This is a genomic window from Candidatus Methylacidiphilales bacterium (assembly GCA_033875315.1).
GTDB lineage: Bacteria > Verrucomicrobiota > Verrucomicrobiia > Methylacidiphilales > CAZTYG01 > JANRJG01.
Genome location: JANRJG010000038.1, coordinates 34620 through 56399, shown reverse-complemented (window position 1 = coordinate 56399; position 21780 = coordinate 34620). Strand labels below are relative to the sequence as shown.

The 21780-nt window shown below is 60.6% G+C and carries 21 protein-coding genes; 17 read left to right on the top strand and 4 right to left on the bottom strand.

Annotated elements, in window-relative coordinates; all coding sequences use genetic code 11:
• The first annotated feature begins 15 nt into the window (after positions 1–15).
• The 12 genes from SFU85_10775 (at position 16) to SFU85_10720 (ending at position 12418) form a co-directional block, all read left to right on the top strand.
• Entirely contained in the window at positions 16–702 is a 687-nt protein-coding gene (locus SFU85_10775) for a DUF4230 domain-containing protein (GenBank protein MDX6767261.1), read from the top strand.
• 47 nt (positions 703–749) lie between these two features.
• Entirely contained in the window at positions 750–3434 is a 2685-nt protein-coding gene (locus SFU85_10770; protein MDX6767260.1) for an ATP-binding protein, read from the top strand.
• Positions 3431–4021 carry a response regulator gene (locus SFU85_10765; protein ID MDX6767259.1) on the top strand — a complete coding sequence of 197 codons (591 nt, stop codon included), beginning with the start codon at positions 3431–3433 and terminating at the stop codon, positions 4019–4021. Before SFU85_10770 ends, SFU85_10765 begins: the two co-directional genes overlap by 4 nt.
• Positions 4022–4080: 59 nt before the next feature.
• Complete coding sequence (locus SFU85_10760; GenBank protein MDX6767258.1) at positions 4081–4818, top strand: FHA domain-containing protein; 738 nt, start codon at positions 4081–4083, stop codon at positions 4816–4818.
• 69 nt (positions 4819–4887) lie between these two features.
• Positions 4888–5421, top strand: a complete 534-nt coding sequence (locus tag SFU85_10755) for an Rrf2 family transcriptional regulator (GenBank protein ID MDX6767257.1) — start codon at positions 4888–4890, stop codon at positions 5419–5421.
• A gap of 215 nt (positions 5422–5636) precedes the next feature.
• Positions 5637–5819, top strand: coding sequence for a YezD family protein (locus SFU85_10750; protein MDX6767256.1), 183 nt, complete (start codon positions 5637–5639; stop codon positions 5817–5819).
• A gap of 97 nt (positions 5820–5916) precedes the next feature.
• The gene (locus tag SFU85_10745; GenBank protein ID MDX6767255.1) at positions 5917–7467 is read left to right on the top strand and encodes a porin; all 1551 of its coding nucleotides are present in this window, start codon (positions 5917–5919) and stop codon (positions 7465–7467) included.
• Between the two features lie 35 nt (positions 7468–7502).
• The gene (locus SFU85_10740; GenBank protein ID MDX6767254.1) at positions 7503–8504 is read left to right on the top strand and encodes a sulfate ABC transporter substrate-binding protein; all 1002 of its coding nucleotides are present in this window, start codon (positions 7503–7505) and stop codon (positions 8502–8504) included.
• A 14-nt stretch (positions 8505–8518) separates the two neighbouring features.
• Positions 8519–9340 carry a succinylglutamate desuccinylase/aspartoacylase family protein gene (locus tag SFU85_10735; GenBank protein MDX6767253.1) on the top strand — a complete coding sequence of 274 codons (822 nt, stop codon included), beginning with the start codon at positions 8519–8521 and terminating at the stop codon, positions 9338–9340.
• Positions 9340–10290: a sulfate ABC transporter permease subunit CysT gene (locus SFU85_10730; GenBank protein MDX6767252.1), complete on the top strand. Its 951-nt coding sequence runs from the start codon at positions 9340–9342 to the stop codon at positions 10288–10290. Before SFU85_10735 ends, SFU85_10730 begins: the two co-directional genes overlap by 1 nt.
• The gene (gene cysW / locus SFU85_10725) at positions 10260–11321 is read left to right on the top strand and encodes a sulfate ABC transporter permease subunit CysW (GenBank protein MDX6767251.1); all 1062 of its coding nucleotides are present in this window, start codon (positions 10260–10262) and stop codon (positions 11319–11321) included. Before SFU85_10730 ends, cysW begins: the two co-directional genes overlap by 31 nt.
• Before the next feature lie 23 nt (positions 11322–11344).
• The gene (locus tag SFU85_10720; protein MDX6767250.1) at positions 11345–12418 is read left to right on the top strand and encodes a sulfate ABC transporter ATP-binding protein; all 1074 of its coding nucleotides are present in this window, start codon (positions 11345–11347) and stop codon (positions 12416–12418) included.
• Here SFU85_10720 and eda read toward each other — a convergent pair.
• A complete protein-coding gene (gene eda, locus SFU85_10715; protein ID MDX6767249.1) occupies positions 12415–13032 on the bottom strand; it encodes a bifunctional 4-hydroxy-2-oxoglutarate aldolase/2-dehydro-3-deoxy-phosphogluconate aldolase in 618 nt (205 codons plus the stop codon). The genes SFU85_10720 and eda overlap by 4 nt on opposite strands.
• Before the next feature lie 102 nt (positions 13033–13134).
• Between eda and SFU85_10710 the strand changes: the two genes are divergently transcribed.
• The 4 genes from SFU85_10710 (at position 13135) to SFU85_10695 (ending at position 17222) form a co-directional block, all read left to right on the top strand.
• Positions 13135–14220, top strand: a complete 1086-nt coding sequence (locus SFU85_10710; GenBank protein MDX6767248.1) for a M23 family metallopeptidase — start codon at positions 13135–13137, stop codon at positions 14218–14220.
• 8 nt (positions 14221–14228) lie between these two features.
• On the top strand, positions 14229–15347 hold the full coding sequence (gene mnmA / locus SFU85_10705) for a tRNA 2-thiouridine(34) synthase MnmA (protein MDX6767247.1): 1119 nt from the start codon (positions 14229–14231) through the stop codon (positions 15345–15347).
• 200 nt (positions 15348–15547) lie between these two features.
• On the top strand, positions 15548–16327 hold the full coding sequence (locus tag SFU85_10700) for an MBL fold metallo-hydrolase (protein MDX6767246.1): 780 nt from the start codon (positions 15548–15550) through the stop codon (positions 16325–16327).
• Positions 16328–16337: 10 nt separating this feature from the next.
• A complete protein-coding gene (locus tag SFU85_10695; protein ID MDX6767245.1) occupies positions 16338–17222 on the top strand; it encodes an NAD(P)-dependent oxidoreductase in 885 nt (294 codons plus the stop codon).
• A gap of 124 nt (positions 17223–17346) precedes the next feature.
• On the opposite strand, the gene can is transcribed toward SFU85_10695, so the two are convergent.
• From can to ilvN, 3 genes are all read right to left on the bottom strand, one after another.
• The gene (can, locus tag SFU85_10690) at positions 17347–17994 is read right to left on the bottom strand and encodes a carbonate dehydratase (protein MDX6767244.1); all 648 of its coding nucleotides are present in this window, start codon (positions 17992–17994) and stop codon (positions 17347–17349) included.
• 357 nt (positions 17995–18351) lie between these two features.
• Positions 18352–19377, bottom strand: a complete 1026-nt coding sequence (gene ilvC, locus SFU85_10685; protein ID MDX6767243.1) for a ketol-acid reductoisomerase — start codon at positions 19375–19377, stop codon at positions 18352–18354.
• 51 nt (positions 19378–19428) lie between these two features.
• Positions 19429–19902: an acetolactate synthase small subunit gene (gene ilvN / locus SFU85_10680; GenBank protein MDX6767242.1), complete on the bottom strand. Its 474-nt coding sequence runs from the start codon at positions 19900–19902 to the stop codon at positions 19429–19431.
• 407 nt (positions 19903–20309) lie between these two features.
• Here ilvN and SFU85_10675 point away from each other — a divergent pair, with 407 nt between their 5' ends.
• Complete coding sequence (locus SFU85_10675) at positions 20310–21650, top strand: hypothetical protein (protein MDX6767241.1); 1341 nt, start codon at positions 20310–20312, stop codon at positions 21648–21650.
• Positions 21651–21780 lie beyond the last annotated feature (130 nt).

Below are 21780 nucleotides of genomic sequence, written 5' to 3'. Positions count from 1 at the left end.
GTGCATCTTGGGGTGATGAAACGCGACTGGACCGGGGTGGCGGTGTTCCTGTGTGCCACCCTTGGCCTGGGCATGGTGGTAAAATCCTGCGGCGACCGCCTGGCCGAGGCCCCGCGCAAGGCGCGCGAGGAAGTGATGGCCGCGGCCCGGGACGCGGGCGCGGTCATCCAGGAAGTCTTCCATCTCCAGCCCCGGGTCACCGTGCAGGAAACCCTCGTCCTGGGCCAGTCGGCGCCGGTGGCCGAACTCGCGGTGATCGAACAGGACTTTCCCCTGACCTTCAATTGGAGCCATGAGTGGCTGGGCAGCACCAAGCGCGTCCTGGTCACGGCCACCTGGCGGGCCAAGGCGGGCTTCGACCTGATGAAGCCGTTCCATGTCGAGATCGACCCGGAAACACGCGCGGTCTCGGCCGATCTGCCCGCGGCGGAGATCCTGAGTGTGGAACTGGGCAGCGACCTGCAATGGCAGGGCGGCAGCGGATGGTGGAACAAGCTGACCGAGGAGGACCGCCAGGGGGTGATGCGGGACTTCCGGGCCCGGGCCCGGGAGAAGATCGAGGCCTCGGGCCTGGCCGCCCGGGCCGAGGCGGAAGTGCGCCAGCGTCTGCAGGAATTGCTGGATCGCCAGGAAAACCGCCGGCCCTTCGAATTCCGCTTCCGGCGGGAGCAACCTCCGGCCGCCACCGGGCCGGCCCGTTGAATTGTGGTGCGCCCCCTCCCGTCTTGGGATACCCTTAATTGCGAAATATGGCGAAGTGGTTTTCTTCCATACCCCTCGAGCGTTGGTTCATCTTCGGGCTGGGCCTGATCGCCCTCATCCTGGTTGGCATGGTGGGGATGCATTGGTATGTCAACCGGGCCTTCCGCGACAGCGTACACTGGGTCGACCACACCCATGCGGAGATTTCCCTGGCCCGGGAGATCGGGGTGGCCGTGGAACGCCTGGGGGCCATGGAATGGGCCTACGTTTCGACGGGGGACCTCCGATATCTGCGCGAGGCGGCCGGATTCCGCAAGCAGTTGGCCGACGACATCCAAACGCTCCAGGGGCTCAGCCGTGACGGGGACAGCATCGAGGGGGAACTGGATGGCTTCAAAAAGAACGCCATGGAAAGTCTGGCCCTCCTCGACCGCATCCTCCCCCTGGCCGAACAGGGTGATTACCCGTCCGCCCGCCGGTTGATCGAGGAACAGTCCGGGGCGGGCAAGGTCGCCGTCATGCAGAAACAACTGCAATCGTTCGTCCAATCCCAAGGGCAGGAACTGGCCCAATACCAGCGCAATCTGGCCTGGGCCAACAAAATGGGGAAGACCGTGGTTTGGATCTTCACCTTTTCCCTCGTCCTCATCGTCGGGGTCGGTCTGGTCATCGTGCGCTACGAACTGGCCGTCCGGCAACGGTTGGTCGCCGCTGAAACCGCCGCCCGGGCCCGGGCCGAGAACGCCGACCGCATGAAGTCGGGGTTCCTGGCCAGCATGAGCCATGAGATCCGCACCCCGATGAACGGCATCCTGGGCATGGCCGGACTCCTCCTCGAAACCCGGCTCGAGCACCACCAGAAGGATTACGTCGACACGATCAAAAACTGCGGGGAGTCGCTCCTGATCCTGATCAATGACATTCTCGATTTTTCCAAGATCGAGGCCGGCAAGCTGGCCTTCGAGACGGTGGATTTTGACCTCCGTGAAACCATCGAGGGCGTGATGGACCTGCTGGCCGATGCGGCCGCACGCAAAAAACTCGAATTGACCTCATTCATCGAACCGGATGTTCCGGTGTTCCTCTGCGGGGACCCCGGCCGCCTGCGCCAGGTGTTGATGAACCTGACCGCCAATGCCATCAAGTTCACCGAGAAAGGCGAGGTCCAGGTCACGGTCTCCAAGGTTTCGGAAAGTGCCGAATCGGTCAAAGTGATGGTGACGGTCCGCGATACCGGGATCGGGATCGAGCCGGAAGTCCAGCGCACCCTTTTCCAGCCTTTTGTCCAAGGGGATGTCTCGACCTCCCGCCGATACGGGGGCACGGGCCTGGGTCTGGCCATCTCCAAGCACCTGGTCGAGATGATGGGCGGGGAGATCGCGGTCGACAGCCAGCCGGGCAACGGCACGGTCTTCCACTTCACAGCCGCCTACCGGCGGCAGCCGTTCAAGGAGAACACCGCCCTGTTGCCCAACTTGGAGCGGATCAAGGGGCTGCCCATCCTCATCCTGGAAGAAAACGACACCGTCCGCCGCAACCTGGAGAACCAACTGGGGGCATGGCGGCTGCGCACCTCGTCCACCCGTGATCCCGACGAGGCCGGCACCCTGCTGGCGCGGGCCCACCGCGAAGGCGACGCCTTCCGCATGGTCCTGGTCGATGCCGCCCTGGTCCCGGGGCGGGGGGAGGAATGGCTGCGTCTGTTGGTGAGGGAGTATGGGGCGAAAATCGTCCTCCTGGTGCCGGTGGACTATCCGCTGAAGCACGAGGGCCAGGAAGGCCTGGAGGACTACCCGACCCTGACCAAGCCGATCAAACAAAACCTGCTCTACCAGATCATTCTCAAATACGGTGGCGTGGGCAGTGCGGTTTCACCCGCCGTCTCCACGGCGCAAAACGTCCGTCGCACGGCACGGAGCACCGGGACCCGACCCGTCCAGAGCCTGTCCTTCTCCGGGCTGAGAATCCTGGTTGCCGAGGACAACCCGGTCAACCAACGGGTGACCGTCGGCCAGCTGCGCCAGCTGGGCATCCAGGCGGAGGCGGTGGCCAACGGCCTCGAGGTCCTGCGTGTCACCCAGGGCATCCCTTACCCGGTCATCCTGATGGATTGCCAGATGCCGGAGATGGACGGTTATGAAACCAGCCGCCAGATCCGCCTGCGGGAGAGCACCGGCCACCCCAGGACCCATATCATCGCGCTCACAGCCAATGCCATGCTGGGGGACCGGGAGCGCTGCCTGGAAGCGGGCATGGACGACTATCTGGCCAAGCCGGTCAAGCCGCAGCAGTTGGAGCAGGCTTTGCGCCGGGCGATGGAGAGCCTGCCCGCGGATCGACGGGTGTCCGGGGCCGTCTCGCCGGCGGACGGTCCGGCGGTGGACCGGAACCTGGTGTATTCCCTGCGCAGCCTGGGCGAGGGGGATGGCTCCAGCATGGTGCTGGAGCTGATCCGGGTTTTTCTGGAGGATGTGTATGTGCGCCAGCAGACCCTGCGCACCGCGCTGGCTTCCGGGGACCGTGAGTCCCTGCGCCGAACCGCCCACAGCATCAAGGGATCGGCGGGCAATTTCGGTGCCCGTCCCCTGGTGGAGATGGCCCAACAGGCCGAGCAACTGGCGGAAGACGGGCGACTGGCCGAAATGCCCCGTTTGGTCGAGGGGATCGAGGCGGAGATCCGCCGGGTGCACCAGGAATTGCACCAAATCAGCCTGGAGATGCAGAGCGCATGAAAATACTCATAGTCGAAGACGATCCGGTTTCCCGCAAGATGCTGGAAGCCGCGCTGCTGCGCGAGGGCCACGAAGTGATCGTGGCCAACGATGGGCGCAGCGCCTGGGCCCTGTTTGATGCCGATCCCGTGAGGGTCGTGGTCAGTGACTGGGTCATGCCGGAAATGGACGGATTGGAACTCTGCGCCAAGATCCGCCAGCGTCCCAAGACGCCCTACACGTACTTCATCCTGCTCAGTGCCAAGGATGCCAGCAGGGAAAATGTCCGCCGGGCCATGATCGAGGGGGTGGATGATTTCCTGAGCAAACCGCTCAATCCCGAGGCCATCTGGGCCCGCTTGCACGTGGCCGGCCGCATCCTCCACTACACCAGCGAAATCCGGCAACTGCAGGAATTGCTGCCCATCTGCATGTATTGCAAAAAAATCCGCGAGGACGCGAGTTATTGGAAGCAGATCGAGCAGTACATATCCGAACGGACCGGTTCCGGATTTTCCCACGGCATCTGTCCGGACTGCTACGAGAAAGTGGTCCTTCCGCAACTCCAGCCCCGGGGCGAGGGTGGTGGGCATGGAACCAGCGTCTAATCGATTGACCTCCCCGGCGTTTGGGGGCTTAATTCCGCAATCTTTTTAAGGAGAAGCTCATGTCGGAAATGGTCACCGCCCGCAAGTTGCTCGAATTGATCTACACGCAGTTCATGAGTACCAAGAGCGGGGTGGTGATCGTGGAGGGCCCCGCCGGAGAGACGGGCGAAGTGGGGATTGAACACGGTCGCCTGATCCATGCCAGCTGGCAGGGACAGGAAGGCGAGGAGGCCTTCTGGACCCTTTTCCGCAATCCCGCGATCACCTTCCGTTTTGTCGAACACCACCGCCGCCGGCCCGCCAACATCCACCGTCCGGCCGAGCTTCTCCTGATGGATGCTTCCCTATCGCTGGAAGTTCCGCCCCAGGACAAACCCCCGGCCAGCTCCGGCGATTCCCGGAAAATCCTCCGCCGGACGACCATGGTGCGCCTGCAACCGGAAGAAACCGCCCCCAACGGGGTCAAGTGTTACGTCCTGGATCCCGGTTCCCACGCCGTCGGGCGCAATCCGGTCTGCGACATTGTCATCGCCGACGCCGGGGTCTCCGGCCACCACCTGACCGTGGATGTCGTGGGCGGGGAGGTTTACATCCGCGATGAGGCCTCGCGCAACGGGACGTATATCAACGGCGTGCCCATCACCCAGCCGGTGTTGCTTTCCGATGGGGACCGGATTGATCTGGGTTCGGTCGGGTTGTGCTACTTCCGCAGCCAGAACGGGCAGCCGGTGTTGATCGAACAGTCGAGCGCCAACCCCTCCCTCTCCGCCACCGGTTCCATTCCCCGTCCGTCGTGATTCCAGAACGATGGGACGGAATGGAGTTCTTCCGTTGCCCGTCGGCCCGGCTGGCGCCATACTGACCCCATGAAGCTTTCCAAGCGGGGAGAATATGCCCTTCGTCTTCTCATCGACCTGGGAATCGCCCCCCATGCGGGCCGCGACATGCTCCAATTGAAAGAAGTGGCCAGACATGAGCGCATCCCCCACCGATTTCTGGAGCAAATTGTCATCCAGCTCCGCGAGGCGGGATACATCGGCACCAAGCGAGGGAAGTTTGGCGGTTACTTTCTCAAGCCCAACGCCGAGGAAGTTTCCATGGGACGGATCGTCCGGCTGATAGACGGGCCCCTGGCCCCGATCAGCTGTGTCAGCCAGACCCAATACCACCGTTGCAGTTGTCCCGACGAGGAACATTGCGGTCTGCGGATGCTGATGTTGGATGTGCGCAATGCCATAGCTGAAATCCTCGACCGCTACACCCTGGGACAGGTCGTGGAGGTGACCTTGAGGAAACTCAGGCGCAACGGCCAACCGATTCCCTTCTCGTCTGATTCACGACAAAAACAATCAGGTAAGTCGGCATTAGCGGGGTTTGGTTTCTCGGATTTCGAGATATAAATTCTTAAATCACAAGGATATACAAAAGTATAGACTCGGGTTTTGTATACACTACTAAAATAGTAATTTAATTCTTGACCGTGTCACGACGATTGGGTCATGATGATTCGCATACTTAACAAGTAGTGATTCATGAAACAACGTGTCCCAGAGCGATTCAAGCCACCCGTTTCCTACCGGGTTGGCCTGCTGTCCTTCCAAGACAGGGGAGGCATATGACCGAATCGGCCACCCACCTGAATCCCCAGGAACTGACGGTTGTCCAGGCCATCCGGGGTCTGCAGTTCGGCTCGGTGGAAGTGGTGATCCACGAGGGACGGATCGTGGAAGTGAATCAGAAACGGAAAGTGCGGTTTGCTGATGCCGCCGCACTGAAGCACAAAAACCGGCGTGAATGATTTCAACAACCGACCGGAACTACCGGAGGCTGCCCAGACCCAGCAAGACGTGGAACGACCGCAACAAGCGGAGGGAAGCAGAAAAGAAAAACCAACCATGAAAATCTCCCAACCGATCATCAAACCCGCCCATGCCCTGGCCGCCGTGCTGTTGCTGGCGGCAACCTCCGCCCTCCGTGCCGACGGTGATACCGCGGCCGGCGAACAATCCACCATCGATGTGCTCCGCGCACAAATCCAGGAGTTGGATGAAAAATTGCGCATCCTCGAACGCAAACAGGAAAACGCCGACGAAACCAACAGTTCCGAGTTCAAAAAAATTCCGACGATCAAGGCGGATGACAAGGGCCTGACGGTGGAGTCCAAAGACAAGTCCTACCAGTTCCGCCTCCGCGGACTGCTCCAGACTGATTTCCGGAGTTACATCGGCAGTGGCGAACAAAATGAATCACTGCCCTCCGGCCAGTTCACGCCCACCGACCAAAATGACGGGTTTGTCCTCCGTCGCGTCCGTCCCCGCTTCCAGGGTAAACTCTGGGACCGGCTGAACTTTGAGTTCACCCCGGAACTGACCTGGAGCAACGGTGGGTCCACGGGCAACACCGTGCGCATCATCGACACCTATGGCGATTTCAAAATATATGACGAATTGAACGTCAAGTTCGGCCTCTTCAAGACCCCCCTCGGCCTGGAACGTCTCCAGGGGGCGGCCAACACCGCGTTCCCGGAGCGTGGTCTGGCCACCAACCTGGTCCCGACCCGCGACATCGGGGTGCAGTTGTGGGGCCGCACCTGGGACCAACAGTTGACCTACAGTGTCGGCTTCTTCAATGGCACGGTCAACAGTGACGACTCCCGCGGCAACCTCGATTTGGATGAAGGCGAAGACTTTGTGGCCGGTATCTTTGTCGAACCCTTCAAGAACAATGGGCCAATCTGGGCCCAGGGTTTGGGAGTCGGTTTCGCCGGTTCGATCGCGGACAACGATTCGACCAACGCCAACACCACCAGTTCGCGCCTGCGATACCGTTCCGCCGGGCAGGATCCATTCTTCGACACCAATACGGCGAATTTTGGGTTCAACGGCGAGTCTTACCGGCTCAACCCGCAGGCCTACTACTACTATGGTCCGTTCAGTTTCCTCGGAGAGTATGTCCTGAGCTCCTATGAGTTCGTCGGCCGCAACAGCGCGCTGGCCAGCTTTGGTCGGGGAGGCAAAGTGGAAAGCCAGGCGGCCACGCTCCAGGTGGGTTATGTTCTGACGGGTGAAGATGCGTCCTACAACGGTGTCAAACCGCTGCGTCCCGCCGGACTCTCCGAGGGCGGAGGATTCGGCGCCTGGGAATTGGTGGCCCGCTTCAACTTCCTCACCGTCAGTGATGATGCCTTCAAAGACTTCAATCCCGGGGCCAACAACGTCGATCGCTTTGCCGCCGGCGGTTCCGCCTCCGAGGCGATCGGCTATGGGGTGGGACTCAATTGGTATGTCAATACCAACACCAAGTTCCAGCTGGCCTACGAGCACACCCAATTCAACGGATATTCCGGACGACAGACCGCCACCAACGCCGGCCAGGCGGCCCAGGTGGGTGCCGGCGACCGTCCTTCGGAGGACTTGGTCACCGCCCGTTTCCAACTCGCCTTTTGATCACCAACCACCAAACTCAATAGCAATCCAAACGCATGAAACCTAACCTTCCCCATCTGACCGCCATCGCGGTGCTCGCCTTCCTTGTGCAGGCCTCCGCTCCGGCCAAGGAAATCAAACTCCTCAACGTCTCCTATGACCCCACGCGGGAATTCTATACCGAATACAACGCATCCTTCGCCAAGTATTGGAAAGCCAAAACCGGCGATGATGTGGTGGTGGAACAATCGCACGGTGGCTCGGGCAGCCAGGCCCGAGCGGTCATCGACGGCCTCCAGGCCGATGTGGTCACGTTGGCGCTGGCCTACGACATCAACAGCATCGCCGAGCGTGCCCGTTCCCTTCCCTTGAATTGGCAGTCCAAGCTGCCCGACAACAGCGCCCCCTACACTTCGACCATCGTCTTTGTCGTCCGCAAAGGCAATCCCAAGGGCATCAAGGACTGGGATGACCTGATCAAGCCGGGCGTCCAGGTCATCACCCCCAATCCGAAAACCTCCGGCGGCGCCCGCTGGAATTATCTGGCCGGCTGGGCCTGGGCCAAGAAGAAGTACGGCTCCGACGAGGCGGCCCAGGATTACCTGAAAAAACTGTATAAAAATGTGCCGGTGTTGGACCGTGGGGCGCGGGGATCCACCACGACCTTCGCCCAAAGAAGGATCGGCGACGTGTTTCTCTCCTGGGAAAACGAAGCCTTCCTGATCGAAAAAGAATTCCCGGGAGCGACCGAAATCGTCGTTCCTTCCCTGAGTATTCTGGCGGAACCGCCGGTGGCCGTGGTTGAAAAAGTGGCCAGCCGCAAAGGCAATCTGGACGTCGCCCGCGCCTACTTGGAGCATCTCTACTCCGAGGAAGCCCAAGAAATTATTGGTAAAAACTTCTATCGTCCCCGCAGTGCCAAGGCCAAGGCAAAGTACGGAGCAAACTTTGCCAAGGTCGAACTGGTCACCATCGATGGAGCCTTCGGAGGCTGGAAAAAGGCGCAGGAAACCCACTTCAATGATGGCGGCATTTATGACGTCATCACCCGTCCCTGATCTGAAGAACGAACATGGTCCGCTTGCTCCCTGCCGCCACCCACCGCGCTCTCCGGAACAGGCGGGCCGTTTCTGACCTAACCGCCCGGGCCCGTGCCCTGGCGGCCCGGTCGGGCCGTCTCTTTTACTCCCCTCTGCGACCCGTGGATTTGGGGGCGGGCCGGGATTATGCCATGCCCCGCTTCTTGTTTATCGGACCGGGGCAGGGTGCCGCCTTCCTCCGCTTGGGCATCTTCGCCGGGATCCACGGGGATGAAGAGGCCGGATGTCTCGCTGCCATGGCTCTTCTTGAGCATCTGGTGGCCGAGCCGGAACACGCCCGTGGCTACGAAATCTTCATTTATCCCGTCTGCAATCCTACCGGATACGAGGACGGAACCCGCTTCAACCGCAGGGGCGCCGACTTGAACCGGGAATTCTGGAAACAATCGTTCCATCCCGAGGTGCGGGTTCTCGAAGAGGAATTGTCCGGCATGCATTTTGATGGATTGGTGGCCCTGCACGCGGATGACACCAGCGAAGGCACCTACGGATTTGTGCGTGGGGCGGCCCTGACCCGGCACGTCCTGCTGCCCGCCTTGGAAGCTGCCGAAGCCCATCTTCCGCGGAATTCAGACCGCATCATCGACGGGTTCCAGGCCGCCAATGGAATCATCACCGGGGGCTATGGCGGTATTCTCAGCGCCCCGCCGCAGGCCAATCCGCAACCTTTTGAGATCGTCTTTGAAACGCCCCAGATGGCCCCGCTGGGCTTGCAAGTCGGAGCCCATGTGGCAGCCTTGCTCTCCGTTCTGGAGACCTATCGGTCGTTCATCAGTTACGGACAGGACCTCTAATGCCAGTCGAATCCGCGCCCCATCGCACCCGCCGAACCCTCAACCAACGCATTCTGCCCGGATTCGGCCTGAGTCTCGGGGTGACCGTTTTTTACCTGGGGCTGCTCATCATCATCCCCCTCGCAGGCTTGTTCTTCAAAAGCCTTTCCCTGGGTTGGGAACATTTCCTTCAGGGAGCCTTCGATCCCCGGGCCCTCGCCTCGTACAAGGTCACCCTGCGCGCCGCCCTGATCGGAGCGCTCATCAACGCGGTTTTTGGTCTGATCACCGCCTGGGTGTTGGTGCGTTATTCCTTTCCCGGGAAGCGTGTCGTGGATGCTTTTGTCGATTTGCCCTTCGCCCTGCCCACTGCCGTGGCGGGCATTGCCCTGACAACGCTCTATGCCCCTGAAGGCTGGATTGGGGCACTGTTCCAGGCCGGAACGCCCCTGGGCTCGATCTTCACGCCGGAAGGCTGGGTGGGTCGCTTCATTCCGCAGGATTCATGGTTGGGAAATTCCATCACCCCGGAAGGCCTCAAGATTGCCTACACCGAGCTCGGCATCATCGTCGCGTTGACCTTCATTGGTCTGCCTTTTGTCGTCCGAACGGTCCAGCCCATCCTGGAGGATCTCAGCGGCGAAATCGAGGAGGCCGCCGCCAGTCTGGGTGCGGGGAGGGGGCAGACCTTCTTGCGCGTCATCTTCCCCGAGCTGATGCCGGCGCTGCTGACCGGTTTTGCCCTGGCCTTCGCCCGCGCGGTCGGGGAATTCGGTTCGGTTGTGTTCATCGCCGGCAACATGCCGATGAAAACGGAAATCTCGCCGCTGCTCATCATCATCAAACTCGAGCAGTACGATTACGCCGGGGCCACGGCCATTGCGGTGGTCATGCTGGTCGCCTCATTTTTCCTCCTCCTTCTCATCAACCTCATCCAGTGGTGGAGCAGCCGGTTTTACGACAACCGCTGACCACCCGGCACTACCCAACCAACGGAACCACCCTCACCATGGGAGCCACCATCGCCAAACGCATCAAAGCCGGGAGCCGCTATGTCCACTCCCCGGCCATGGAGGACCCCCTTTTGGCTCGGGTCGTCCTCATGGTTCTTTGCTTTGGATTCATCGGATTGTTTTTGTTACTCCCGCTGGTCGCGGTTTTTTTTGAGGCCTTCCGCAAAGGAGCCGGTGTTTATCTGGCCACTTTCCAGGATTCGGCGGCCCGCCACGCCGTTTTTCTCACCCTCACCGTCGCCTTGATCGCGGTGCCGCTGAACACGGTCTTCGGCCTGGCTTCGGCCTGGGCCATCACCAAATTCCAATTCAAGGGCAAGCAGATCCTCATCACCCTCATCGATCTGCCATTCGCCGTTTCCCCGGTCATTTCCGGCCTGGTCTTCGTGGTCATCTTTGCCTCGCACGGCTGGGCTCATCCGCTATTGGAAAATTCCGTCGCCGGCCTGGCCGGAGGGTTGCCGATTCTCGGCCAGAACTTGGCGGCCTGGTTCGCCGAGCACCAGGCCGTACTGGCCCAAGGTTTCTGGGGCTTCCTCTATCACGAATGGCGCATCCAAATCCTCTTTGCCGTTCCCGGCCTGGTCCTCGCCACCTGTTTCGTCACTTTCCCCTTTGTCGCCCGGGAAATCATTCCCCTCATGCAGGCCCAGGGCAACCACGAGGAACAGGCCGCCATCAGCCTCGGTGCCGGCGGCTGGCAAACCTTGTGGCGTGTCACCCTGCCCAACATCAAATGGGCCCTCCTGCACGGTGTCATCCTCTGCAACGCCCGTGCCATGGGCGAGTTCGGCGCGGTCTCGGTCGTCTCCGGTCACATCCGGGGACAGACCAACACCATCCCCCTCCAGATTGAAATCCTCTACAACGAATATCTCTTTGCCTCTTCATTCGCCCTCGCATCCTTGCTCGCCTTCCTCGCCCTCGTCACCATCGTGGTCAAGGCCGTCCTAGAATCATTGACCAGGGCCGATATCGAGGAGTCCTGATCCCCGGAACCCCTTTTGATCTTATGAAAATACAGTCCAAAAAAATTTCCAAGACGTTCGGCCAATTCCGTGCGCTCGAATCGGTGGATCTTGAAATCCAGTCCGGCGAGCTCCTGGCTTTGCTGGGTCCCAGCGGCTCGGGCAAGACCACCCTCCTGCGCATCATCGCCGGACTGGAAGTCCCGGATGAAAGAAGCGGCGGGGTCTTCTTCGGGGACGAGGATGTCACCTACAAGTCCGCGCGCGACCGCGGGGTCGGCTTCGTCTTCCAGCATTACGCCCTCTTCCGCCACATGACGGTTTTCGAGAACATCGCCTTCGGTCTCAACATCCGGCCCGCGGCCACCCGGCCGCCGAAAGCGGAGATCCGCGCGCGCGTCCAGCGCCTGCTCAAGTTGGTCCAATTGGATGGATTGGAAAAACGCCTGCCCAACCAGTTGTCGGGAGGGCAACGCCAGCGGGTGGCCCTGGCCCGGGCCCTGGCCGTCGAGCCGAAGGTGCTGCTGCTGGATGAACCCTTCGGAGCCCTTGATGCCAAAGTGCGGAAGGAACTCCGCCGCTGGCTGCGCCAGTTGCACGAGGAGCTGCACATCACCAGCATCTTTGTCACGCACGACCAGGAGGAGGCGCTCGAACTGGCCGACCGCGTGGTCATCATGAGCAATGGGCGGATCGAGCAGACCGGCACCCCTGAAGAAGTCTACGAGGCTCCCGCCAACCCCTTTGTCTTCAATTTCCTCGGTTCGGTCAATACGTTCACCAGCCGGGTGCACGAGGGCCGGGCCCACATCGGCACCCTGGAATTCGACACCCAGAACCGCGACCTTTCCGAGCCGCATGCCGTGGCCTTCGTCCGTCCGCACGAACTCCAGATCCACCGCACCAAGCCCATTGATTCGTATTTCGAGGCGGAACTGATCCACATCCAGCCGGTGGGATCAACCGTGCGGTTGGAACTGGCCCGCAGAGACAACCGGGATTTTTTGGAAGTCGAAATCACCCGCGATCTCCACCGTTCGCTGGCGCTCAAAACCGGGGAAACCGTCTATGTCACCGCCCAGCGCATGCACATCTTCCCGCCGGATTTTTCCATCTAGTGCGTCGGCTGCTTTCCGGTCAGGAGCGCCAGATCGTCCCAGGACCCTCCTGCGTCCGGTCCCGCACAGAGGGCGGCGACCTGCGGCATTTGCAGGAAAGCCGTTGCCGAAGCCGGCGGGAATGTCCCGCGGGGCATGAAATGAAGACCGAGGTGGAGATAGGGTCCGGAAATGGCCGAGAGGAATTCGGGGCCCCCGTTTGGGTCACAGGGGAAGAACGTCAACAGGCGGCAACCCAGGGCGGAAGCGGTTTCAATCTCCGAAGGGGTGCACACGCCCGGTGCGAAGGGTAGTCCGGCATTTTGCGCGGCTTTGACCACTGCGGGATTGAACCCGGGGGACAGGGCGAAATCGGCCCCGGCCCCGTGCACGGCGGCGACTTGATGCTCGTTGAGCACCGTGCCCGCGCCGACGATCATGTTCGGGCAGGATAGTTTGATCCGACGGATGCTTTCCAGACCGGAGGCTTGGCGGACGGTCAATTCCAATCCGGTGATGCCCCGCGCATACAACGATTGGGCCAGGACTTCGGTCTCCGCGGCCGAGTCCGGATTGACCACGGCAAGGATCCGTGTTTTTCGCACCCGTTCGATCCACGGCAGGGGGAAGCTCATGCCCCACACCTTGGCGCATGAACGTCCGCAGGGAAGGAGAAAAGGGGCTGTCCAAGTTGCTCCCGGGCTTGAGCCGGACGAGTCTCCCTGCCATCGTGCGGGATGTCTGTGCAGCGCGCGCCCCGGTGGATTTTCTGTGTTTTTCTGGCCCTTGGTGTCCGCGCCGGGGCAGTTGAGCCTCTGCCTGCCCCCAACGCGCCCTCGGTCACTCGCACACCCACCGAACCGCGTGTCGTCCTGCTTTGGCCGACTGAAAACCGTGCCCTGGCCGAGGGCCGACCGCAGGATTATTACCAACCCACCATCAGCAAGCGGGTGATATCGGGCATGTTCGGCTTCGTCCGGTCCAACCTGCCCGAGCCCCCGCCCTACTTCGAGCGCTTCCATGAGGGCATCGACATCCAACCCGTCCGCCGGGATGAAAACGGGATCCCCCTCGACCCGGTCCGGGCCGCCGCCGCCGGGAAAGTGGCCTACACCAACACCGTGGCCTCCCGCTCCAATTTCGGACTCTACATCATCCTCGAACATGTCTACGGCCCTTACAAGGCTTACACCACCTATGGCCACCTGGCGCGGATATCCGTCAGTCCGGGCCAGGAAGTGGCGGCGGGTGATCCCATCGGCATCCTCGGCCACACCGGCAATGTCGACGGACGATCCCGCGCCCACTTGCACTTTGAGTTCGGCTTCCTCTTCAACGACGACTTCGATTCCTGGTTCAAAAAATATGCCGAGCCTGCCGAGGGGAAAAACATCCATGGATGTTTCAATGGGAACAACCTGTTCGGGGTCGATCCGGCCCGTCTCTTGATGGAAACCCAGGAGGGCCATCCGCCCACCCTCCGGCAGGTTTTGGAGCGTGAGAAGCCGCTCTTCCGCGTGGCCCTCCCGGCCACGGATGGGCTCACCTTCTGGCAGAAACAATTTCCCTTCATGACCGAGCCCGCCCCGCCCGGAGTGAAGGTGGAATCCTGGCTGGTCGATTGCAACCGCATCGGGATCCCCTTGCGCTTCCGTCCGTCGGTCCTCAAAGTGGGTAAGCCCGAGGTCGTCTGGTTCGATGAAAAAGTCACCCTCCAGCAATCCTTCAGCCGGGGCCTGGTGGAAAAACACCAGGGACGCCGTTGCCTGACCGAACGCACCGGACAGAAATGGGCCAGCCTGCTGCTCTGGCGGGCGGAGTGAGACCCTCGATGGAAAAAGAAAAAATACTCGTCGCCCTTTCGGGTGGCGTTGACAGCGCAGTCGCCGCCGCTTCGTTGGTCGAGCAGGGGCACGACGTCTCCGCCGCCTACATGAAGAACTGGGTCAATGAGGAGAATCTGCCCGGCGAATGCCCTTGGGAACGTGATGCCTCCGATGCCGAATCGGTGGCGGCAAAGTTGGGAATCCCCTTCCGTGTGGTCGACCTGGTGCAGGAATACAAGAACCGCATCGTCCTCTATCTCCTTAATGGTTACGAAGACGGCCTCACCCCCAATCCCGACGTGCTCTGCAACCGGGAAATGAAGTTCGGCGTTTTTCTGGAAGCGGCCCGCGCCGCCGGATTCCGGGCGGTGGCCACCGGTCATTACGCCCGGCGGGTGGCGGCCCCCAACGGGGGGTGGGATATCCTGGAAGGCCTCGATCCCAACAAAGATCAGTCTTATTTTCTTTCCCTCCTGCGCCAGGACCAGGCCGCCGCCGCCCGCTTCCCTGTCGGTCACCTGCCCAAACCGGAAGTGCGGGCGCTGGCCCGCCGCTACGACCTGCCGGTGGCGGAGAAAAAGGACAGCCAGGGCATCTGCTTCATCGGCAAGGTCAAGATGGGCGATTTCCTCGAGGCCTATGTTCCCGAGAAACCCGGAAACATCATCGACTTGGAAGGGCGGGTCCTGGGGGTCCACCGCGGCCTGCATTTCTTCACCATCGGCCAGCGCAAGGGCATCCGCGTGGCCTCACCATTCGAGGGGCGGGCCTACGTCGTGGTCGAAAAACGCCACGCGACCCGGGAACTGGTCATCGGTTTCGATGATCCCGCCACACCCGGCCTCTACGCCCAAGGGGCATGGCTGGCCGGCATGTCGTTCGTCAACCGGCCCATCGCCCGGCCATCGAACCTTCTCGCCCGTCCTCGCTACCGTGCGCCCAAAGTTGAAGTGCGGGTCACACCGCACGAGGGTGGTGGCATGGCGGTGTGGTTTGCCGAACCGCAACGGGCCCTGGCCGCCGGGCAGATCTGTGCCCTCTACGACGGCGAAACCCTCCTGGGAGGGGGATTTTTCCAGACCATCTACCACGAAGCCGGTCCAGTCCTCCCACCCGGGAACTGAATAAATCCTTGGTTGGACGCGAAGGCAGAAAAGCATTTGGGAGGCCGGTTTGTAGGGAAGCCCCGCCCTGATGATAGGGAGACGGTCCTTTTTTTCTCTCAAGTCCCGGACCGGGGAAGATGTTCCCGGCTCGGAGTGGGATTCGAAGGCAAAGATGATTTCAGACTTGGGTGACGGGGACATCCTGGATATGCTTTGGCATGAACCTGCCGCTGGAAGACGCCTTTTCTGATATCCTGGGCAAGGCTTTCCGCGGGTTGGGCCTTGGCACCGAAGGTATGGAAGGCTTGCTCTCGGGAAAGTGGGACGCCCCCGCCGCCGAGGCCGCCTGCCGGAAGGCGGGCCTGGATTTTCCCGCCCTTCGGGAGATTGCCCAAGGACTTTGGCAACCACGGCCGGTCGCCCTGCCCGGGGGCCTGGCGATGTTCACCACGCCCTTCGGCGACATGACGGTGAATGCCTACCTGGCCTGGGATGAGACAACACGCGAGGCCGCCGCATTCGACACCGGAGCGGACGCGACACAGCTGCTTCGGAAACTTGAAACCGGAAACCTGAAACTTGAAACGTTGTTCCTCACCCACACGCACGGTGACCATGTGTTGGATATGGACCGATTGGTGGAACGGACCGGTTGCCGGGTCCGGGTGTCACGCTTGGAACCATTCGTGGGGGCGGAGCCTTTTGAGCCGGGGATAACATACAAGGTCGGGAGGTTGGACATCGAATCCCGTCCCACGCCGGGGCACTCACCAGGGGGAACCAGCTATGCCATTCACGGGTTAGGTTCTCCGGTCATGATCGTGGGCGACGCCCTCTTCGCCGGGTCGGTCGGGGGGATCAAGTCCGACTATGCCGGTTCACTTCACCGGATTCGGGAACAGATCCTGGGCGGGCAGGAGAACACGATCCTTTGCCCCGGCCATGGCCCGGTGACCACGGTGGGCGAAGAGAAGAAACACAATCCGTTTTTCGCCTGAAGGGGGGCGCATGAAGAAGCCATTGATTGCCTTTGTGGGTGTCGGACGCATGGGGGCCAACATGGCCCGCCGTTTGCATGATTGTGGTTATGGGGTCGCCGCTGTTTATGACCTGCACCGGCCCTCCGCGGAATCCCTGGCAGGGGAGCTGGGGGCGCAGGTGCCGACCTCGCTCGCGCAAGTGACAGCTTCGGCGGACGTGATCTTCACCGTGGTGACGGATGATGCCGCCATGCGATCGCTTTTCGCAGGCGAAGGGGATTCTCTTCTGGTGGGCGCGCAAGGAAAAGGATTCGTCAACTGCGCCACCCTGTCGCCGGGAATGCATGGGGAAGTGGAAAAAGCGGCGGAGGCCGCCGGGGCATTCAGTCTGGAGGCCTGCATGGCTTCCAGCATCCCCCAAGCGAGGGAGGGCAAACTCATCCTCATGTGCGGCGGAAGGCGCGCGGTCTTCGAGCGCGTGGAGGGCTTGTTGAAGGATCTGAGTGCCTCCCTGCGCTATGTGGGAGAAACGGGCCGGGCGGCGCAGGTGAAGGCATTGGTCAACATGGTCATGAACATCAACACCGCTGGACTGGCAGAGGGTTTGGGCCTGGCCGATGCCTTGGGCCTGGATCTGGCGATGGTCCGGGAAATCTTTTCCGAAACCGGGGCGGCGTCACGTGTTTTGCAAACGGATGGTGAGGACATGCAACGCCGGGACCACGCCTGCTTTTTCTCGGCATCGCACGCGGCCAAGGATTCGGGCATCGCCCTCGACCTGGCCAGGGCGGAAGGACTCCACCTTCCCTTGGCGGAAGCCACGTTGCAACAATACCTCCGGCTGGTGGACAAGGGGCTTGGGGAACTGGACAAATCGGGTGTGGCCGAGTTGACGTTCAAGGGGCGGGGTTAGAGCATTTAATCAGCACTCGTTCTCATACTCTTTCTCATTCTCGTGCTCACTGAATGGGAGAGAACGAGCACGAGAGCGAGTAAGAGAAACGAGTGGGAGCTGCCGCCCAACAGGAAGAGGATAATCAAACACTCCGAAGGGCGATGGCCTGGCGGTAGTTTTCCAGGACCTCGGCCTCGTGGCGGCAGCACATGCCAAGGTCACGGAGGAATCCGTCGTCGAGGGAGTAGATCCAGCCGTGCAGGCTGACGGGCTGTTGCCGGGCCCAGGCATCCTGGACCACGGTGGTGCGGCTGACGTTGAGCACCTGTTCGATGACATTCAATTCACAGAGCCGGTCTCCCCGGGCCTTGTCATCGGGACTGCGGTCCAGGGCGGGTTTGTGCTGGTGGCCGACGTCCTGGACGTGGCGGAGCCAGTTGTCGATGAGGCCCATCTTGCGCCCGGAGAGTGCGGCTTGGACGCCGCCGCAGCCGTAGTGGCCGCAGACGATGATGTGGCGGACTTTCAAGACATCGATGGCGTATTGCAGACAGGACAGGCAATTGAGATCGGAGTGGACGACCACGTTGGCCACGTTCCGGTGCACGAAGACCTCGCCGGGCAGGAGACCGATGATCTCATTGGCCGGCACACGGCTGTCCGAGCACCCAATCCAGAGGTATTGGGGGCTCTGTTGGTGGGAAAGTTTCTCAAAAAAACCCGGGTTCTGGGCCTTGATCCCGAGGGCCCAGTGGCGGTTGTTTGCGAACAGGTTCGGCAGCTCTTTCACGTTGGGAGTTTACCGTGAATAACGCAGAGAACGCCAAGGGGAAATTGAGTGGTAGACTGGAATACCAAAGCGCACTGACCGAGCGACAGAATCAGCGGGAGGGCGAGGCTCCCGCCGAGCCGGTTCGAGGTTTGTCTTCCCAGGGCGGCTCAGCCCCGCAGGCCAGCGGGGGAGCCAGGAGCTTTGCCCTCCCGTAAGGCGCTTGATCGTCTACTCAATATGATTTGGTATAACTGCGAGTCATTGTGACCACGCTCGCAGGGGGGCGGGCAAAAGACAAAAAAAGGCCGGGCGTCACCGCCCGGCCTATGTTCCGACAGCCGACTTCCGTCGTCTGTCCTCAGTCTTCGGTCCCGATCAGTAGGCTGCCTGGGCGCCCTTGATGTCGCGCTTTTTCATCCACGGCATCATCGAGCGGAGCTTGGCCCCGGTCTTTTCGATGGGGTGCTTCTCGCCCTTCTTGAGGAGGGCGTTGTACTTCTTGTAACCGGTTTCGTATTCCTTGACCCATTCGCGGGCGAACTTGCCGGTTTGAATATCCTTGAGGGCGGCTTTCATCCGTTTTTTCACACCCGCGTCGATGACTTTCGGGCCGACGGTGATGTCGCCCCATTTGGCGGTTTCGGAAATGGAGAAGCGCATGCCGGAGATGCCGGACTCATTCATCATGTCGCAGATGAGTTTGAGTTCGTGCAGGCATTCGAAGTAGGCCATTTCAGGGGAGTAGCCGGCCTCGACCAGGGTTTCGTAACCGGCCTGGACGAGCGCGCTGGCGCCGCCGCAAAGGACGGCCTGTTCGCCGAAGAGGTCGGTTTCGGTTTCTTCCTTGAAGGAGGTTTCAAGCACGCCGGCGCGGGCGCCACCGATGCCCTTGGCCCAGGCCAGGGCGATCTTCTTGGCGTCCTTGCCGGGATTCTGGTAGATGGCGATGAGGGTGGGAACGCCTTTGCCTTCTTGGTATTGGCGGCGCACGGTATGGCCGGGGCCTTTGGGGGCGACCATGATGACGTTCACATTCTTGGGGGGGACGACGGTCTTGAAGTGGACCGAGAAGCCGTGGGAGAAAACGAGGGTTTTGCCCTTGGTGAGGTTCGGCTCGATGTCCTTTTTGAAAAGCTTGGGCTGCTTGGTGTCCGGGGCGGCGATCATGATGACGTCGGCGCGTTTGACGGCTTCGGCGGTTTCCAAGACTTCAAAGCCTTTGGCTTTGGCGACGGCAATCGATTTGCTGCCCGCGTAGAGGCCGATGATGACGTGGACGCCGCTCTCCTTGAGGTTGAGGGCATGGGCATGGCCTTGTGAGCCGAAGCCGATGACGGCGATGGTTTTTCCTTTGAGCACGCCGAGGTCGGCGTCTTTTTCCGTGTAGATTTTAGCAGGCATGGGGCTTCTTTCTGGGTTGGTTTTGAAGGGATTGAAGTAGAAGAACGACGGTCAGTTACGGGGCAGGGCGACTTTGCCGGTCCGGGTGAGGTCGAGGACGCCGAAGTTGCGCATCAGCTCGATGAACTTCTCCACCTTGCCCTCGTCCCCGGTCAGTTCGACGGTCAGGCTCTTCGGTTGGACATCGACAATTTTGCCGCGGAAAATGTCGCAGACCTGCATGACTTCGGCGCGGGACTTGGAGTCGACCTTGACCTTGATGAGGATGAGTTCGCGGTCGACGGACTCGCCTTCTTTGAAATCACGGACGTCGATGACATCGACGAGGCGGTTGAGTTGTTTGAGGACCTGGTCGAGAACCTTGTCATCCCCCTTGACGACCATCGTCATGCGGGAAGTGTCCGGGTTCTGGGTCGGGGCGACGTTCAGGGTGTCGATGTTGTAACCCCGGCCGCTGAAGAGGCCGGTGATGCGGGTGAGAACGCCGAACTTGTTCTCAACCAAAACGGAAATGGTGTGTCTCATGGGGTCTTTCGGTCCGGGCCCTCCTGGCCGGGGCGGGAAGGACCGGAAATGGCCTGTCTTCCCCTGTCCGGGAGGGGCAGGCGAAGGGTGATTAACGCAAGGGGCCGTGGCAGGGTCAACCGGAAAAAATGGAAGTCTGAAGTCCCAAGTTGGGCGAGAAAAGCTGTTTTTTCATCGTGTGCACTGTTATTGGGTGTGTTGGAACGATCCCCTATTCGTTCAAAGCCCTGCGTGAACAATACTCCCCAAGCCAGCGTCGTGGTCGCCTGTCTGCCGCTTAATGACCGGTGTCCGTGGATCATTCCGGGCTACTGCCCCAAGACCCTGCCACGGCATACCCCAAAGAGAGGCATCAAACTTTAATGAAGTCCGAAAATGCTCGGGGAGGGTTGTTGTCTGGCTGCTTGATGAATCATCGCCTGCCGGGGGTCTTGGCAGCGCTGGTTTTCCTCGTGTTGTTTCTGCGTCTCTACTGGTTCGTCGACCACCATGCGGTGAATATGTTGTTTTGGGATCAATGGGACTTTTATCTTCCCCTGTTTAAAAATCTCAGCTGGTGGGATTTTTTTCTTCTGCAACACGGGCCTCATCGACAGGGGATCGCCTTTGTGCTGATGGGCGAATTGATTCCGCTTTTTGGTTGGAATTCACGGGTGGATGCCTGGGTGGTTTTCGCATGGATGACGCTGGCGGCCCTGGGGGGCGTATATCTGGCACGACTTTGCGGGGTCGGTGCCCTTTGGGCCTGGTTGGCGGGTGGATTGTTTTTCTTCAATTTGCGGATGTTTGAAATCTATCTCAGCGCCGCCAATCCCTCGCTGGCAAGTGCACCGCTTTGCTTGATTGTGATGGCGGGTTGTTGTTGGTTTTTGCCCTCGACCGGTCTGCGGTTGTCGCTTCTGGCCTTGCTGGGTTTTCATCTGGTTTTCAGCGGTTTTGGATTGTTCATGGGGGGGGTCCTGCTGATTTTATTCGGTGTGGAAGCCGTGCAAGCCTGGAAGGCCGGGGAAAAGCGGCGTGCCGGTTGGGCGCTGGGAGCGTGGGTTATCTTGGTGTCCGGCTGGGCTCTTTTTTTCCATGGGTGGCGTTTTTCGCCGGCCGTGGATCATTTCCAATTTCCCTGCGAAAGACCGCTGGACTATCTGATTTTCAGCAGCCACATGCTGGCCCATCTGCATGGGATATCCGGCACTTCGGGGTTTGCCCTGGCTTTGGGCTTGGTGCCGTTCCTGGCACTATCCGCGTTGTCGGCCTGGAGCGGTTGGCTGATGATTCAACAAGATCTGCTGCACCGCCGGGCCCTGGTGGTCATTTTCATGCTTTCCACGTTTGCCTTGTGTTTTGTGATTCATACGGCAATCGGGCGTGTGAGCCTGGGTATGGAGGCATCCCAAGCATCCCGCTACCTGACCTTGATGACGACGGGGGCGTTGGCCTTCTTTCTTTTTTTTGCTGGAGTATCCGGATTGAAGAAATGGCGCTGGTGGGGGGTGCTTTATCTGGGTTTTTTCGCTTGGGGGAACCTGCAGCCCAGTCAGGATGACTGGAGAGCCATCAAGTATTTCCACGACGGATTGTCCAATTGGAAGGCGAGCTATTTGGAAACTGGAGATGAATTGGCTGCCAATGAAGCCAGTCACTTCAAAGTCTATCCCAAACCGGGGGTCATCACCGGACGACTGGATTACCTGGAAAAGCACGGTTTGAATCTCTTTCTGCCCACAGGCGAAAAGCCATCACGCCCTTGATGATGTCGTGCCTGCATGGGGTTGGACCGTTCATACACCTTCTCGTTCTCCTGCTCGGGTGGGTCGAGAAAACAAGCACGAGAACGAGTAAGAAAAAAGAGATCCAAAACGGGCGGGCTAGAGGGGAAGC